The following is a 16,571-nucleotide window of genomic DNA, read 5'->3' on the forward strand; positions in this document are numbered from 1 at the left end:
GACTCTTTTACAAGTCATGATGGATTTAGAAACACAAATTCAATTGCTAATTAACAATGCACCCCAGGATGGTCAAACACCACAAATTGTGGCAGCGATCGCTCCTACCCTGATGGCACTGGCTCAAAAGTTACAGCATACCCATTACTATATTCTGCAAAATTCGCAGGGAAATTGGGTGTTAACAACCTTGAGCAACCGATCCAATCCAGAAATAGAAAAGCGAGTCATTTACGCTTTTCCTACATTACAAGATGTTTCACTCTCCTCATCTGCTGGGCTTGACCCTCAAATACTAGCTAAAGCTATGCCAGTGATTCAAATTTTGTTTCAACTGGTTGCCTTAGAACCAGTAGACAGTATAGTTTTTCGGGAAACTCCCGGAAGTAACAACCATACAGTAGAAGTGCAACGTCAAGAATTCCAGACTTTGATTCAGCAACAACTACAACAGCACAAACGTAGCCGACAAGTACCTCCCAATATCGCCTAAACAGTAGAATTGGGATTTTGGACTCGCATCAGCCCAAATCCCAAATCTAGAATCAATGTAAATTTTTTTTAGTAAAGCCGACTGAGTACATAATCAGTCAAGTTAATTAATGCTTGTCTTGATGCCGATGGTTCTAAAGTGGCTATGTGTTCCGCAGCCAATTTTGTATGTTCCGCGGCTAATTCTCTGGCTCTTTGGATGCCTTGACTATCTTGAACTAACCTTAATGCCTGTTCTAAATCACCTTCTTGGGCAAACTCCCGCTCAATCAACACTTCTAGGTAGGGTTTTTCCTCTAAGGCAAATAATACTGGTGCAGTTAAATTGCCACTTTTGAGGTCAGAACCAGCTGGTTTACCCAAGGTATCTGTAGAACTGGTGAAATCGAGAATATCATCCACGATTTGGAAGGCTAAACCCAGATGTCGTCCATAACAATACAAATTTTCGGCTCTTTCTGGGGAAACTTCACTCAGTAATCCAGCAGCTTTAGAACTGTTAGCAATTAGGGAGGCAGTTTTGTAATAACTTTTTTCAATGTATGTCTCTGTGGACAGACTAGTATCAAAACGATTTAGTCCTTGCTGGATCTCCCCAGCCGCCAGATCCATAATTACTTCAGAAAGCAGCTTGACCACATCCAAGTTATCTAAATTCGCCAAATACCAAGATGATTGAGCAAACAGGAAATCTCCTGCCAAAATGGCAATACGATTACCAAATAAACCATGAACTGTGGGTACACCACGCCGCATATTTGATTCATCTACGACATCATCATGCACCAAGCTAGCGGTGTGAATCATTTCCGTAATTTCTGCTAAACGGCGATGACGGGGTGTAATATCTTGTGTGAGCATAGTCGCCCGCGATACTAACAACACAATCGCTGGTCGAATACGCTTTCCTCCAGCGCCAAATAAATGTTCGGCGGCGGCATACAGAATAGGATGGCGATTTCCAACTAGCTGCTTGAGGTTTTCTGCTAGTATTTGCAGGTCTGCTTCCACAGGGGTAAACAGAGAGGTGGCTGGGGTCATGGATGGGCGGACTCTGGCTTAGGTTACGAAAGTTTACATATCCTTTACTCATTTTAAGATAACGCAGGGCCAGCGCAAAATTTTCATCAAAATCGGGAATTGGTTCTAGAAAGTAGTCAACATAGGTCTAGAACACTGTCAACCTCTATGCACAGGTAAAATCACTGCTCTTATCTATCACCTGTCACTGGTGTTAATTCCCAAAATTAGCATTAAATAAATTTTCTTGCTTTTAATGCCAAAGTATTGATAGATAAAGCTAACAATCCAATCTCGTCCATGATGGCAATTATTTAAATAGTGACTATAATCACAATATATATATGTCTAGTTTTGATTGAGCCTTAGCTAATTACACATTGAAAATTTCCGAGTATAGCTGGTTGTGCCAAAACTTTTGTTTAACCAGTTAGAAAAATTTTAATTTCGTCTAGAAGTTAGCTCAAAATTCCAGGCTGTTGTGTTACCCTAAGTCTAGGGATTTTAAATTTTTCTGATATTCACCCTCCAACGGTAAATCATCGGTAGGTGATTTTACTCTACTGGTGTTGTGAGTTGAAAATAACTATTGTCTGCCGGAAGTAGAGGAATAATTCCTACTAACATCTGGGCGACAGATGAGCCATTTGGATGGAAAAACGTACTTCTAAGGAAGCACAGCTATAGGTTTCAGCATTAGTTGAGTGCCATGATAGCTCTATCCTGATTGGTTCGGGGGTAGTTGATGCAGACTAGGTAGATTGCTGATGAGCGCAGTTGGTAATTGCCATAAGGTAATTTAACTGTCGTCTGATGTGTGGTCTGCAAGAAATTTAATTAAATAATCAATTGTGAACCGGGAAAGATTTGTTCTTTACTGGTGATTTTAGCATAGCGAATTAAGGCAATAAATCAACTCTTTGATTTTGTCCAAGTTCTGCTGATTTGGTATGGAATTTTATATTTTGAACAATCAACAATTGGTGGAACAATGATTTACGAAAATATGCCTATGATGATATTTATTTTGGCAGCTGGATATTTATTTACCGTTTATTTATTGTTAGCTTTAGCTAAAAGAACTGGCAAGAAAATTAGTTCTAAAAATGACTCGGTAGCAGTAACGGAGCATCAGTCAGAACGTAATTTAAGAGCTAGTGTTACTGAAGTTGTTAATAGTCAATAAGACATGATCATCAGGAAAACAGAAACCAGTATTCAACTGTCACTGGTTTCTGAAATTTTTCTCACATAACTTAATATTCTTAAGATACAGCAGCGTCAGTAAAGTATACCTGTTCTACCATTGGGGTATAACCTAACCACAATAATCCAGATTGAGCAAATTGTTGGGGACAACCACTGACAGCAAAGCGGGTGGGTTGTGGGGGGTGAGTGTTTCTGAGTCCCAGGAGGTCAAGCTCTTGAGCACAAGCTGTGACAACATGAATAGCTGGGTCAATCAGTTTGACTTGTGGGGGTAGGAGCGATCGCAATACTGGGGCCAAATGGGGATAATGGGTACAGCCGTAGACTAAAGTATCTATCTCTTGGTGAATTAAAGGTTCTAAATAAGCTCTAGCCACTTCCGTGGTGTAGGGGTCGTGGATACGATTTTGCTCAATTAAGGGTACAAATTCTGGACAACTAACCTGCCAGACTTGCACATCTGGATTAATTTCTACAATAGCTTGACGATAGGCATTACTTTTAGCTGTGGCTGGTGTAGCAATCACACCAATGCGCTGTCCTTGCTGGACTGCTGCCTTAGCACCAGGAAGAATTACACCCAAAATGGGGAAATTATATTCTTGCCGAACAATTTCTAAGGCCAGGGCAGAACTGGTGTTACAAGCCATAATCACCATTTTTACCCGACACTGTTGCATCCAGTTGAGGATATCGCGGACAAATTGTAAAATTTCTGCTTGAGAACGTATACCGTAGGGCAGTCTAGCTGTATCCCCAAAATAAATAATTGATTCCTTGGGTAGTTGTTTATAAATTTGGCGCAGTACCGTCAATCCACCAACACCACTGTCAAATACTCCTATAGGGGCGCGAGCAGGTTCTTGAGCAAAAATATTGTCAAGATTACTTTCAAAGATAGAGGATGAATACACAGGCAAATATGGATTTTAGTTGTGGGATTTAAAATACAGAATTTAGCAGACAATGGTCTGATTGACTACTAAATCCTGCACGCCCTATTAGTTCCATACCACCAGTGTAATGAGGAATTCCCACTCAGTTCATAGAGCGCGGGGATTTTTATCGAGATTTGAGGTACTGGAGAATGCCACTAGCGATCGCTTCTGCCATCCGATTTTGATATTCTCGTGATCCTAAACGGGGATTATCTTCTCGGCCAGTCATATAACCTGTTTCCACTAAAATGGCAGGCATACTGTTTTTTCTCAACACATAAAATCTAGCTTTTCTAGTACCCCTATCCTTCAAAGTGCCAATATTTTGCAGAATATTACGACGCACAACTTCCGCCAATCCGTAACCACTGTCGTAATAATAAACTTCTAAGCCATTGACATCTGGACGACCGTCAACGGAATTAGCATGAACACTCACAAATACAGTCGCATTGACACGATTAGCAATATCTACACGTCCTTGCAACTCGACAAAGAAATCCGCATCTCTAGTGAGTACAGCTTGCACACCATTCTGTTCTAAAATCGAGGCAATCCTTGAACCAATGGGTAGTACCACATCCTTCTCTAATAAACCACCCAAACCAGGCGCACCAGAATCCTTACCCCCATGTCCAGGGTCAATCACTACCACCACTTTACCCTTGGGAACAGATAGACGGGGCTGGGGTCGAGGAGATGGAATTGTCTCTATTTTTGGGTCTGGTAACTGTCTATTGGCCGACGGCAGAGGTGGAAAATTTGTGGGTGGTGTGTAGCGACCAGAACTTTGCAATTGTAAAGCTAATAACTTTTCTCCCACCTGATTCAGTTCACCAATTTGAATGCCTGCCGCAGGTTGGAGTAGAACGACAACCGAGTTGGGTGCTTGTGGTTGCAAGCGGACACGTAGAATCGGACTATTAGCACCAAAATTAGGCCCTGTGACTCGGTTAGCTAATTTAGCATTGGGAATAGTGATGCGAAACAAACCAGTTTTTCTATCCCAACCACCACTACCAGAGAAAGGTTGGTCTCCTCTAATTAATAATTGGGTACCATTACCCCCCAATTCCACCGCTTGAATTGTCGCAGGTGAGTTGTTAATCACTAGTGTAGATGATTGATTTTCACCCCAGCGGCCAAAACGGTCTGGTAAGAGAACAAAACCACCTGCACTACTAGATATAGCTCTCCAGCTGGGGCTATTGCGGTCTACCTGCAAAGTCATACGAACAGCGGGAGGACTACTAGAGAGTTGGGTAAATTGGATACGGTTCACACCATATCGATTAATAGATACATCCCGTTGTCGCAAATTGGCTGATAAGGTAGCTCCAATTATATCTACGTTGATTGATTGCTGATCATCACTGCGATTGACTTGGAGTTGAGGATTACCACCGCTAGTGCTAATGAAAAAACCATCACCAGTAACTCGCAAATTTTGGATTTGCACTCCTCCAGTGGCGTTGATGGCCAAATCTGGGGAGTTAGGGCGGGTGACAGGGGTAGTTGTCACCATGTTATAGGTGTTGTTCCGAAATCTAGTTGGTTGAGAGGCGATAGTAGATTCAGAATCAATTGTTGGCTGCTCATCGTCTACGGTGGGGGTAGCAGTATCAACTTCTGGTGTGGGTAACTGAACCAACCAACGACTACTCGTAGTCCCAATAAATTTAATTTGTTTGGGGTCAAGAACGTAACCAGGACTCAGTTCGACAACTACACGGGTGGTTTGTTCATCAAATTGACCGATGCGGATAGCACGAATTGCACCACCGATAGTTTGTGTTAATTGTGGACGGTCAAACCTAATTCCTGGTAAATCAATTACCAAGCGTGTGGGATTAAAAATTAATTGGGCTTGGGGTTGTACCGCTCCAGATGTTCTAATTTCTAATTGATTGCGGCTGCTATCAAAACGCCAAGACTCTAACTTAGCGGCCCAAGTTGGCGACGATAGCATGAAGATGGTTCCCACAGTACCGGGTATTAACCAGTGTAGTTTCACAATTCTTTCTCCTGATTTGCTTTTATAGAAGCCGTCAATACCTTTTGAAGATTCTTGCTAATCCTCACACCATCACCGCCTCAACCGAAATCTTGACGTTTTAACCCTGGCATTTAGTGCTGGGATCAATACACAGCTAATGGCGTAAGATTCTAGCACATGCCTATGGTTTTACCATGTAGAAATTGCCAAGAAGTGGGAATTTAAACTTGAGAGTATTGTTCCCTGGATATAGATATGGTCACTTTATCGTTGTCTTAAATACTGGAGAATACCTTGAGCGATCGCTTCAGCCATCTGATTTTGATACGCTGAGTTTTGTAACTTCGCCACATCATCCCTACCAGTTAAATAACCCGTTTCCACCAAAATCGAGGGCATAGAACTTTTACGCAGGACATAAAATCTGGCACGACGCACACCTCGGTCTCGGACGTTGACACTTTGAAGAATTCTGTTATGCACCGCCCGCGCCAGTTGTAGACCATTGTCGTAGTAATACGTCTCTAATCCGCTCACCTCCGGACGACCTGCACCAGCCGAATTAGCATGGATACTGACAAACACATCCGCTCTTGCTCTAGCTGCCATTTCCACTCTGCCTGGGAGAGTGACAAAATAATCAGCATTCCTGGTCATAACTACCTGTACACCGTTTTGCTGTAATACCTCCGCTATCCTTTGACTGATAGGCAGGATAATATCTTTTTCACGCACTCCACCAATACCAATAGCACCAGGGTCTTTGCCACCATGTCCAGGGTCAATTAACACTACTAATCTTCCCTTAGGAACTACTGGACGTGATGGAGTCCGGGGATTTTTCACATTGGGATCTGGCAACTGACCATTGTTGGATGGTAAAGGGGGTAAGTCAATTGGTGGGGTGATGCGGCGTGAGCCTTGTAATTGTAATGCTATTAGCTTTTCTCCCACTTGGTTGAGTTCACCAACTTGCACACCGGCGGCTGGCTGGACATAAACAAGGACTGTATCTGGAGCTTGGGGTTGGAGACGGACTCGCAGAATCGGACTTTTAGCGTCAAAAGCGGGCCCAGCAACTCTGTTGGCTAATTTGGCATTGGCAATTGTAATTTTAAATAAACCTGTTTTTCTATCCCATGCCCCTGTAGCGGCTAGAGGTTGGTCGGCTCTAATTAATAATTGTGTCCCATTGCCGGCTAATTCTACGGCTTGAATGGTGGCTGTTGATTGAGTTGGACGCACAATGGGAGTAGGAATTTCATTATCTTCGGGGATACTACTCACTCGTCTGGAGGGTAGTAGCACTAAGCCACCAGAACTACTGTTTCTGGCTTGCCAATCAGGACTATTAGGATCTACTCGCAAGGTGACACGCACACCAGAGGGCTGAGTTTGTAGCTGGGTAAATTCAATCTGATTTACACCATGCTTGTTAATTTGCAATTTGCCCTGAGCTAAACGTGGGGATAAAGTGGCACTAGCAATATCAATAAATATAGTGGAGCGATCGCGACTCCGAATAGTTGTAATTCTAGAATTACTGCCATTGGTACGAATAAAAAATCCATCCCCTGTGGTTTGTAAATTTTCTACTTGTGTGATGCCAGAATTGTTATTCGCAATGGGTGATAATTCTGGTTGTGCTTGAGATTCAATGGTCGCCAAATTATAGGTATTATTAACACCAGTCACTGACTCTGCTTCTGGCTTTGGTAACTGTATTTTCCATCGTTTAGCAGTGATATTGATAAACTTTACCTGGTTAGGGTCAAGAGTATAACCAGAATTTAATTCCACCACGACACGGGTAGTTTCCTTCTCAAACTGACCTATCCGAATAGCCCGTATCGCTCCCCCAACATTTTGGGTTAACTGTGGACGGCCAAACTTTGTCCCTGGTAAATCAATAACTAAGCGGGTGGGATTAAAAATCAGTTGAGCCTTAGGTTGAACAGCACTGGATGTCTGTATTTCTAAATGGTTTTTTTGACTATCGAAGCGCCAAGATTCTAATTTGATATCTGTTGCCCAACTAGGTGAGGACACCATACAGATAGTACCAACAGTACCAGGTATTAACCATTGCATTTTCATAATCTTGACTCCTCAATAAATAACAGATGATAGATAAAGAAAATAGATTTTTATCATTTGTTGTCTAGTTTCATCGATGGCTGATTTTCCTTGCTCAAAGCTTTGAAGTGACGACCAAATCTGTTTTTTGTATTTTTTTATACTTTTTAATACAGCTAAGTTCTTCAATATTTTCGTCAAATGCTCATACTTTCATCATTAATCTTGTATTTGCCAATTTTCATTGATGGTAATTGATACTTCATTCACGGTACTTACACATAATAAATCACTTCTTGATCTGAACCACAAAAAGATAAACAGAACAGAGTCCGTTACGTCAAGTCCCATTACAAACCCTTGACTTAATCAGAAATTAATGCTTTAAATTCTCAGGGGATATTTATATATCAAAGGTAATACCAAGGTTTTCTATTTACATCGTCTATTCAACCTCTTGGCAGATGCTATTTTTGCTAGCTCGAATCATGGTCAGAATATGGCTTCATTATCCTGTCCATGGTGATTAGTAAATGTCAAGAAGGGGTAAGCAAGAAGAAACTTTTTTCTCCAATCCTTCACAACTACTAGAGTAATCATCAAAGTTAGTAGTTAATTATGGCAGAAGCATCAAGAAAAGCAAAAAATTGATAATGATAGGTTTTGGAAATTGAGTGGAGTAAATTTTTTAGTTTAGCCAGGCGCAGAAAAGACAAGCTACTCTGAACTTTGTTGAATGATAGGGGACGGAGATTGCTCAAGATAAGTTTCCCTTAATTTACTTTCAGACGGTTGTGTCTAGACAGAAATGATATTAGATGCCAGTGGAAAGATTTTGAGAAATTTGAGAACTAGAGAGGAGTAAAAACAAGATGCCAGGAGGCACTCCAGATGATCAAGGAGCGCTCCTAGAACAATGGAACTGGTATTAGAACTTAACTTTCATGAGAATCTGAGAAAATCTCTGTATTTCTATCTTCATGGGAAGTAGCAATTAAAGAAGGTGATGATTCAATTTTTAATGCTGTATTAGTCGCACCATTGAGCGCAACTTCTGTGTTTGTTTCTGGAAATACAAATCGTAGTAAAGGCGGAGCTAAAAAAGTAGTCAAAATTACCATCATGATGATTGCTGCTCCTAGTGGCTTGGAAAGCACACCACTGGCTGCACCGACACCAGCAAAAACTAACCCAACCTCACCTCTAGGAATCATACCGACACCAATTGCCAGACGGTTAATTTCTGGTTGTCCAAAGACTGTCAAACCTGTCACTACTTTACCAATAATGGCTACTGTGATCAGGAAAGTTGCCATAATCAAACCTTCCCGACTACTGGGAATTGCTGGATTGAGGACTCCTAAATCAGTTTTTGCACCAACAGTAACGAAGAAAACTGGAACTAGCATATCAGCAATGGGGATAACTTGCTTTTGCAGTTCCTTACGTCTGTCGGTTTCCTCTAATACTAAACCTGCGGCGAAGGCTCCCAGAATGGCTTCTAACTGAATAGCAGCAGCCAGGTAAGCCATGACAAAAGCGAAAATGAAAGCGGGAATGACTACTTCACCTCTAGTTTTGAGTTTATCAGCGATCGCTACAAAGGTTTTATTGAAAACATTCCCCAGAATAATTGCACCTACCAAAAAACCAGTAGCACTGAGAATCAGGTAGAACACTTGGCTCACATCGACTTCACCGTTTTTAGCCAAGCTAGCTACCACTGCTAAGACGATTATTCCCAGCACATCGTCCATAACAGCTGCCCCCAGAATTATCTGCCCTTCTTTGGAATTCAACCGTCCCAGTTCTGAGAGCACTTTGGAGGTGATACCAATACTCGTAGCAGTTAAAGCCGCACCTGCAAAAATTGCTGGGACAGGACTAATACCGAATAACGTCATTAACCCGACAGTACCAGCAGCAAAGGGAACTACCACGCCTACCACTGCTACTACTGTAGCCTGGATACCTACGGCTAACAGGTCTTTTAAATTCGATTCCAGACCAATCTCAAATAGCAGAATAATCACACCCAATTCTGCTAAAACTGAAATTACCTCTGACTGAGCAGCAAATACCTGGGGTGCGGCTTCAGGAGTCAATCCTGCTGTAGTTTGCAGAAAGCTAATAATCAAGGAACTAGAACTATCTGCTCCACCATCTGGAAACACTAACAGGTGCAGAACAGAAACACCAATAATGACACCACCGACAAGTTCACCCAAAACGGGTGGAAGACCTACTTTATTGGATAATTCCCCTCCCACCTTGCTCGCAAAGTAGATGACCACTAAGCTCAAGAGCACAGATGCTATGACCATGGAACTATCAGCTGTTTCTGTAGCACTGGCTAGTAGAGGATAAGAGAAGTTGATTGCATTTAAAAACTGCATTGGTTACGCAAAAATCCTTCTCTCTATTTGTAACCTTTTGTGGACATAGATGAATCAAGAGGAGGGAGACCAGGAAGATGGCTGTGCTATCAGAAGTTTGTCAGCATAACCAGTTCTCTTTTCCACAGTCAATATGTGATCAACTAATCTCTGTAGAGATTCATTTTTTCAGTTTCCAAAAATGTAACCACTCTTGATTGCCAGATTATCAGTGCCAAAGTAGAAATATCAATTTTTAAATCTTGTATGGATTAAATCAATTTCCATGCAAACATCCATAAATTAAGATTGTTCACTTGGTGAGGAGTGCAAATTTTATGTCTCAACCTAGTTTATTTGGTATGTCTTTATCTACTGGTAAATGGTGGAAAACGGGAATTTTAGTGTTGCTGGTTTGTGGAACTTTTGCTTTACCGACATCAGCTCAAGAAAAAGAAAAATTGTGGCGAACTTTGACTGTCAGTGGTCGTGCAACAGAAACGATTCCCACTACTTTGTCACAAGTGAGTTTAGGGGTGGAAATTCAAGGGAAAACTGCTAAGGAAGTGCAGCAAGAAGCGGCCCGTCGCTCATCAGCTGTGGTAGCGCTATTGAAAAGCCGAAATGTCCAAAAATTGGAAACTACTGGAGTACGTCTCAATCCTGTTTATAGCTACACCAATAATGTACAACGCATCACTGGTTATGCTGCAGGGAATACGGTTAGTTTTCGGGTAGCAACTGAGCAAGCGGGGGTGATATTAGATGAAGCTGTTAAAGTTGGGGCTACGCAAATCAATGGTGTCAGCTTTGTAGCTAGTGATGATGCGATCGCTAGTGCCCAGAAACAAGCTCTCAAAAAAGCTACTCAGGATGCACAACAACAAGCTGAAGCTGTTTTCAGTACCTTGGGATTACAAGCAAAAGAGGTGGTGAGCATTCAAGTTAATGGTGCTAGTGCCCCACCACCACCCATGCTTTACCGTGCTGAAGCTGCGAAAGCCACAATGGATGCTGCATCTACCCCGATATTGGGTGGTGAACAGGAAGTACAAGCTTCTGTCACCCTACAGATTAGTTATTAAGAATTGCTCTATAGGCACCAGGAAGGTAAGGGGGACACGGGGGACAAGGGAGACAAGGAGGAATATCTTCTTTTTCCTCCCCCTCTCCTCCTCTCTTTCTGTCACCTGTCACCTGTTCTAAAAATTATCTGGAGACATATCTCCCATATCGCCTTCTTCGTCACGTTTGGAACCCAACAACTCTAATTGTTCTACTTGAATAACTGGAGAAGAGCGAAGTGCGCCAGTTTGTCTATCGTTCCAAGTGTTAAACTTAAGAGAACCTTTCACGGCTATTTGTTTGCCTTTACGGACATAATTACCAGCAACTTCTGCGGTTTTTCCCCACAATTCTAGATTAAACCAGTCTGGTTTATCACTATTGCGCGATCGCCTATTTACGGCCAAGGTTAATTTACACACCACACTGCCAGAGTCATAATACTTCATTTCCGGATCAGTTCCCACACGACCAATTAGGGTGACGACATTAATACTCATAGGTCTTTCCTCTCAATACACTTGTACTGATTTATGCTGCATCCTATAATAACTAATTGTGAAAGTGTTTAAAAGATGCTAAATATTAACCATATAAATAAATCAATTAAATGAGCTAAACCATACTTGTTATCATTCTCAGAAGATCCAGTCCTACTGAGTTACCTTGACTCAATGACAACTCAATACTCTCTAGTTTCTATTAAGATTGACAAAAACTATAGAAAAAAATAGTCTGGTTTACTGGAGTTAGGCGGCAAAACATAATAGAATCCAGCACAATTCACTCTTACTGTTTTATTCACAAGTAGCGCAAATAGGGGGCGTAGCAACGCGTGGGTCTTTTTAGGAACTTTCGCTCATCATGGGATATGGGTATTGACCTTGGTACAGCCAATACCCTTGTATATGTATCTGGCAAGGGCATTGTACTTCAAGAACCATCAGTAGTTGCCATTGATCAAAATGAAAAAGTGGCGCTAGCGGTGGGAGAAGAAGCAAAAAAAATGCTCGGACGGACACCAGGCAATGTAGTTGCTTTGCGACCTTTGCGTGATGGTGTGATTGCGGATTTTGATACTGCTGAGTTGATGCTTAAAAGCTTTATTCAACGGGTCAACGAAGGCAGATCCCTAATTCTACCAAGAATCGTCATTGGTATTCCTAGCGGTGTCACAGGAGTGGAAAGACGAGCCGTAATGGACGCAGCTTCTCAAGCTGGTGCGAGGGAAGTCTACCTGATTGATGAACCTGTAGCAGCAGCAATTGGGGCTGGACTGCCTGTAGCTGAACCAACTGGTAACATGATCATTGATATCGGTGGTGGCACAACTGAAGTTGCTGTGTTAAGTCTTCAAGGTACTGTGATTAGTGAATCAGTACGTATTGCTGGAGATGAATTAACTGAATCAATCATTCAGTATATGAAGAAAGTTCATAATCTGGTCATAGGAGAACGTACTGCTGAAGACATCAAAATTCGCATTGGTTCTGCCTATCCTGTCCGTGACGATGAAGACGCAATGATGGAAGTCCGCGGCTTACACTTGCTATCTGGACTACCCAGAACAGTCACTATCAAAGGACCAGAAATACGTGAAAGCATGATAGAACCTTTGTCAGTGATTATTGAGGCAGTAAAACGGACTTTGGAAAGAACACCACCAGAACTAGCTGCCGATATAATAGATAGAGGCATCATGTTAGCTGGTGGAGGAGCTTTACTTAAAGGTATAGATACTCTCATTAGCCATGAAACAGGCATTGTCACACACATTGCAGCTGACCCTTTAAGCTGTGTAGTCCTGGGAACAGGCAGAGTCTTAGAAAACTTTAAGCAATTAGAACGGGTATTTAGTGGTCGTTCTCGCAATATGTAAGGAACAGTTTCAGGACGATATTGGGTTCTGTACTGCTAAACTATAGAATCCATTATCTTCAATATTGTGTATCTGTATTTATAGGAATAAATGTTTACCGGAAGACATTGGTGGGAGCATAAGGCATTACATTTAGGTTTATTCGTTCTAGTAGTGGCTGGCGCTTGGACATTAAGACAAACTCAAGGTACGTTCTTGCTGGAGTTGTATCAAGGCATAACTCGCCCCTTGCAGACATTACAGCCAAGTCCGAGCGTTGAAGAACAAAGGCGAGATGCACGGTTATTGGAGTTACAAACACGAATTGCTGACCTGGAAAGCGAAAATGAAAAGCTACAAAGCTTGTTAGCATATGTGGAAAAGAAACCAATGTCAGCTAAACCCATTATTGCCAGGGTTATGGGTAGAAGTGCTGATCACTGGTGGCAGCAAGTAACCCTGAATCGAGGTACTAATGCGGGTATTCAACAGGGATTTATTGTCAAAGCCGATGGTGGCTTAGTGGGTTTAGTAGAAGCAGTTACCCCCAATACTAGCCGTGTGCTACTGGTGAGTGATTTAAAAAGCCAAGTCGGTGTGACTATTAGCCGCACTTCTGCCAAGGGTGTATTGAGAGGAGATGCGTCAGCACAAGGGGTACTGGAGTTTTACGAAAAAGTCCCCAATGTGAAAGTAGGTGATTTAGTTTCTACATCTACCTACAGTCAAAAGTATCCCTCTAGTGTGCCTGTGGGCAGGATCATATCTTTAGATTTAAAGAAATTGCCAGCATCTGTGGCTAAAGTGGAGTTATTTCCACCCATTCGCTCTTTAGACTGGGTAACTGTCTATCCCAAACCAGATAAACCAGACCAGGAACAAGTTAATGGGGTAAGTCAACAGCCAGAAACGTCTAACTCACTTCTGCAAGATTCTGTAAAAAATGAAAATTCTGGGACTGACAGGCAATAAAAGACGAAAAACATCGTCAGCGCGTAACTCCAAATCATTTTTACCACCTCTAGCACTTTGGCGGCCATGGATGCGGCAACTAATGGACTGGATGGTGATAGGTGGTTCTGCTTTGTTATGTTTATTGATGCTACCTACCCGCTTACCAGGAATGGAATTATTGGGTATTGGCCCCAACTGGTTGTTGATTTGGGTAGTGGTTTGGAGTGTCAAACGCTCGGTTGTGGCTGGTCTATTGTCTGGTGTAGTTTTGGGGATGCTGCAAGATGCCATGACAGCACCTGATCCTTCCCATGCAGTGGGTTTAGGGGTGGTAGGTGTGCTGACGGCTTTAATGCAAAAGCAGCGTTTTATTCAAGAGGATTTTATTTCTATTGCCTTGATTGTATTTGTGATGGCAGTGGTAGCAGATACGATTTTTGCAGTGCAGTTGTCTTTAATGGGCGATCGCACTTTGGAAACAATCTGGACTTATTATCAACGTGCAGCCTTAGCTTCAGCTATTCTCAGCAGTTTGTGGGCCCCTGTAATTTACTATCCCCTCAATCGCTGGTGGCAAAAGCTGAAATTAATTCATAATTCTTAATATGTATTGGTGAAAGTCAACATCCAAAATTATCCATAAACACCATGCTATTAACTGTTTTTTTCCATCCTCAATCTCAAATCTAAAATTCCCACAGGACAATTTCTAGTGAGCGCAGATAACCCAACTCAGGCAATGGTAGGTAGTGATTTTGACTCCCGCATGATGCAAAGGTGCTTAGAATTAGCCCGTCGTGCTTTGGGACGCACTTCTCCTAACCCCTTAGTGGGGTCTGTAGTTGTCAAAGATGGCGAAATTGTCGGTGAAGGATTTCATCCCCGTGCCGGTGAACCCCATGCAGAGGTTTTTGCCTTGCGAGCCGCAGGAGAGAGGGCTAAAGGTGCGACAATTTATGTCAGTTTGGAACCTTGTAACCACTATGGTCGCACACCACCTTGTTCGGAAGGGTTAATAGCTGCGGGAGTATCTAAGGTAGTTGTGGGCATGGTTGACCCTAATCCTTTAGTAGCTGGGGGTGGTATTGCCCGGTTACGGGATGCGGGAATAGAGGTGGTGGTAGGTGTAGAGGAAGCAGCTTGTCAAAAGCTGAATGAAGGTTTTATTCATCGCATTGTCCACAAGCGACCTTTGGGAATTCTCAAATATGCCATGACTTTAGATGGCAAAATTGCTGCTAGTTCTGGTCATAGTGCTTGGGTGACCAATCAAGATGCTCGCAGTGAAGTTCATCAACTCCGGGCCGCTTGTGACGCGGTAATAGTGGGTGGAAATACGCTGAGACTAGATAACCCACACCTGACTAGTCATAAAGAAGGGATGCACAATCCTTTGCGGGTGGTGATGAGTCGGCAATTAAATTTGCCGCAAAATGCTTATTTATGGGACACAAAGGAAGCACCAACCTTGGTGTTAACTGAGGTGGGGTCTGCACCAGATTTTCAAAAGTTTTTAGGTGCCAAGGGTGTGGAGGTGGTAGAGTTGCCATCTTTGACACCAAATCAGGCGATCGCACATTTATATGACCGTGGTTTTTGTAGCGTTCTATGGGAATGTGGCGGTACTTTAGCAGCTAGTGCGATCGCTCAAGGAGCAGTACAAAAAATTCTCGCCTTTATCGCTCCCAAAATCATTGGTGGTAACCATGCACCTACACCTGTAGGAGACTTAGGTTTAAATACGATGACTGAAGCATTATCCTTGGAACGTGTAAGTTGGCGTGTTATTGGTTCCGACTGTTTGGTGGAAGGTTATTTATCACAAAAAACTTTGTAGCCATTTGCCCTGAATTATTTAGGTATTTCTTCCTCAGGTTACACCATCAATTGCCCTAATTATAGGAATGTTGGCGCTCATAAGCTAGCTCGCGAATCAAATTGAGTCGCGCGCGAATGTAGTCATACAGATAATCAGTTTCATTAGCATCTAACAATATTTGCTTGGCTGTTTGTTTCACCAGCCACTGCACCAAACTGGCATCGTCTAACTGTAGTAGAGTTACAGTTTGAGCGGCTTCAACGATAGACCAAAGCTGACGTAAGATTGAAGGAGTCATCAGACCTCTAATAAATCATTAAATTGCGTTGTTTTTAGGTTACACAATTCCGATGTTAGCTGACGGAATAAATCTACAACCTGAGATAAGTATTATTAAAAATTTAATTACTAGATGTATATTTATATGAACGTTAAGAACCAAGAAATCTCATAAATTAAATTAACAAAAATTGACTAACCTGGAGACAATTTGTTAATCACACCGTCAGATGAGATTGTGTTTTTCAAGCGACAATTTTGATTCAATTATCTGAATCAAACTTCATGGAGACTACGATTTTTAGTTTAAGCGGACACAAATAAGCTGACTAGCGTGAAATTACCGTAAATGTCAAAAGAGAAGCTTACCATCACTAGTCCCGAATTATACGCTAATTTTGGTCAAAAATCTAGGCCAATCAAGGATAACCCAGATATGTAATTTTAGGGATTGGTAAGGATTGATCTGCAAAAGCCAATTTGACCAATT

The 16,571-nt window shown here is 42.1% G+C and carries 14 protein-coding genes; 7 read left to right on the top strand and 7 right to left on the bottom strand.

Translation table 11 applies throughout. The annotated features are described in order from the left end of the window. Positions 1–19: 19 nt before the first annotated feature. Complete coding sequence (locus tag H6G73_RS12140; RefSeq protein WP_190604790.1) at positions 20–493, top strand: hypothetical protein; 474 nt, start codon at positions 20–22, stop codon at positions 491–493. Positions 494–561: 68 nt separating this feature from the next. Here H6G73_RS12140 and sds read toward each other — a convergent pair whose 3' ends face one another. Next, positions 562–1,533: a solanesyl diphosphate synthase gene (sds, locus tag H6G73_RS12145; protein WP_190604695.1), complete on the bottom strand. Its 972-nt coding sequence runs from the start codon at positions 1,531–1,533 to the stop codon at positions 562–564. 970 nt (positions 1,534–2,503) lie between these two features. On the opposite strand from sds, the gene H6G73_RS12150 reads away from it, so the two are divergent. Beyond that, the gene (locus H6G73_RS12150; protein ID WP_190604697.1) at positions 2,504–2,698 is read left to right on the top strand and encodes a hypothetical protein; all 195 of its coding nucleotides are present in this window, start codon (positions 2,504–2,506) and stop codon (positions 2,696–2,698) included. A 79-nt stretch (positions 2,699–2,777) separates the two neighbouring features. On the opposite strand, the gene murI is transcribed toward H6G73_RS12150, so the two are convergent. From murI to H6G73_RS12170, 4 genes are all read right to left on the bottom strand, one after another. After that, on the bottom strand, positions 2,778–3,635 hold the full coding sequence (murI, locus tag H6G73_RS12155) for a glutamate racemase (RefSeq protein ID WP_190604699.1): 858 nt from the start codon (positions 3,633–3,635) through the stop codon (positions 2,778–2,780). A 148-nt stretch (positions 3,636–3,783) separates the two neighbouring features. After that, entirely contained in the window at positions 3,784–5,673 is a 1,890-nt protein-coding gene (locus H6G73_RS12160; RefSeq protein ID WP_190604701.1) for an N-acetylmuramoyl-L-alanine amidase, read from the bottom strand. 246 nt (positions 5,674–5,919) lie between these two features. After that, a complete protein-coding gene (locus H6G73_RS12165; RefSeq protein ID WP_190604703.1) occupies positions 5,920–7,752 on the bottom strand; it encodes an N-acetylmuramoyl-L-alanine amidase in 1,833 nt (610 codons plus the stop codon). 914 nt (positions 7,753–8,666) lie between these two features. Continuing rightward, positions 8,667–10,127, bottom strand: coding sequence for a cation:proton antiporter (locus H6G73_RS12170; RefSeq protein ID WP_190604705.1), 1,461 nt, complete (start codon positions 10,125–10,127; stop codon positions 8,667–8,669). A gap of 317 nt (positions 10,128–10,444) precedes the next feature. Here H6G73_RS12170 and H6G73_RS12175 point away from each other — a divergent pair, with 317 nt between their 5' ends. After that, a complete protein-coding gene (locus H6G73_RS12175) occupies positions 10,445–11,191 on the top strand; it encodes an SIMPL domain-containing protein (RefSeq protein WP_190604707.1) in 747 nt (248 codons plus the stop codon). A 117-nt stretch (positions 11,192–11,308) separates the two neighbouring features. Here H6G73_RS12175 and H6G73_RS12180 read toward each other — a convergent pair whose 3' ends face one another. Next, positions 11,309–11,671: a single-stranded DNA-binding protein gene (locus tag H6G73_RS12180; protein WP_190604710.1), complete on the bottom strand. Its 363-nt coding sequence runs from the start codon at positions 11,669–11,671 to the stop codon at positions 11,309–11,311. A gap of 371 nt (positions 11,672–12,042) precedes the next feature. Between H6G73_RS12180 and H6G73_RS12185 the strand changes: the two genes are divergently transcribed. The 4 genes from H6G73_RS12185 to ribD all read left to right on the top strand — a co-directional run bounded on the left by H6G73_RS12185 (position 12,043) and on the right by ribD (position 15,820). Beyond that, the gene (locus H6G73_RS12185; RefSeq protein WP_190604712.1) at positions 12,043–13,050 is read left to right on the top strand and encodes a rod shape-determining protein; all 1,008 of its coding nucleotides are present in this window, start codon (positions 12,043–12,045) and stop codon (positions 13,048–13,050) included. 90 nt (positions 13,051–13,140) lie between these two features. Beyond that, positions 13,141–14,001, top strand: a complete 861-nt coding sequence (gene mreC / locus H6G73_RS12190) for a rod shape-determining protein MreC (RefSeq protein WP_190604714.1) — start codon at positions 13,141–13,143, stop codon at positions 13,999–14,001. Continuing rightward, positions 13,973–14,587 (top strand): rod shape-determining protein MreD, encoded by a 615-nt coding sequence (gene mreD, locus H6G73_RS12195; RefSeq protein WP_190604716.1) that lies wholly within the window; start codon positions 13,973–13,975, stop codon positions 14,585–14,587. Before mreC ends, mreD begins: the two co-directional genes overlap by 29 nt. A 135-nt stretch (positions 14,588–14,722) precedes the next feature. After that, complete coding sequence (ribD, locus tag H6G73_RS12200; RefSeq protein ID WP_190604792.1) at positions 14,723–15,820, top strand: bifunctional diaminohydroxyphosphoribosylaminopyrimidine deaminase/5-amino-6-(5-phosphoribosylamino)uracil reductase RibD; 1,098 nt, start codon at positions 14,723–14,725, stop codon at positions 15,818–15,820. 55 nt (positions 15,821–15,875) lie between these two features. Here the strand turns inward: ribD and H6G73_RS12205 are convergent, their stop codons facing one another. Continuing rightward, positions 15,876–16,100, bottom strand: a complete 225-nt coding sequence (locus H6G73_RS12205; RefSeq protein WP_190604718.1) for a hypothetical protein — start codon at positions 16,098–16,100, stop codon at positions 15,876–15,878. Between the last annotated feature and the right edge of the window lie 471 nt (positions 16,101–16,571).

Origin of the sequence: Richelia sinica FACHB-800, assembly GCF_014698825.1 — a bacterium.
Classification (GTDB): Bacteria; Cyanobacteriota; Cyanobacteriia; order Cyanobacteriales; family Nostocaceae; genus FACHB-800.

Bases quoted from the DNA above. Each gene is read 5' to 3' on its own strand.
- mreD (WP_190604716.1), top strand. From the start codon at position 13,973: ATGAAAATTCTGGGACTGACAGGCAATAAAAGACGAAAAACATCGTCA.
- H6G73_RS12150 (WP_190604697.1), top strand. From the start codon at position 2,504: ATGATTTACGAAAATATGCCTATGATGATATTTATTTTGGCAGCTGGA.
- H6G73_RS12205 (WP_190604718.1), bottom strand. From the start codon at position 16,100: ATGACTCCTTCAATCTTACGTCAGCTTTGGTCTATCGTTGAAGCCGCT.
- H6G73_RS12175 (WP_190604707.1), top strand. From the start codon at position 10,445: ATGTCTCAACCTAGTTTATTTGGTATGTCTTTATCTACTGGTAAATGG.
- ribD (WP_190604792.1), top strand. From the start codon at position 14,723: ATGGTAGGTAGTGATTTTGACTCCCGCATGATGCAAAGGTGCTTAGAA.
- sds (WP_190604695.1), bottom strand. From the start codon at position 1,533: ATGACCCCAGCCACCTCTCTGTTTACCCCTGTGGAAGCAGACCTGCAA.
- H6G73_RS12180 (WP_190604710.1), bottom strand. From the start codon at position 11,671: ATGAGTATTAATGTCGTCACCCTAATTGGTCGTGTGGGAACTGATCCG.
- mreC (WP_190604714.1), top strand. From the start codon at position 13,141: ATGTTTACCGGAAGACATTGGTGGGAGCATAAGGCATTACATTTAGGT.
- H6G73_RS12140 (WP_190604790.1), top strand. From the start codon at position 20: ATGGATTTAGAAACACAAATTCAATTGCTAATTAACAATGCACCCCAG.
- H6G73_RS12170 (WP_190604705.1), bottom strand. From the start codon at position 10,127: ATGCAGTTTTTAAATGCAATCAACTTCTCTTATCCTCTACTAGCCAGT.
- H6G73_RS12165 (WP_190604703.1), bottom strand. From the start codon at position 7,752: ATGAAAATGCAATGGTTAATACCTGGTACTGTTGGTACTATCTGTATG.
- H6G73_RS12185 (WP_190604712.1), top strand. From the start codon at position 12,043: ATGGGTATTGACCTTGGTACAGCCAATACCCTTGTATATGTATCTGGC.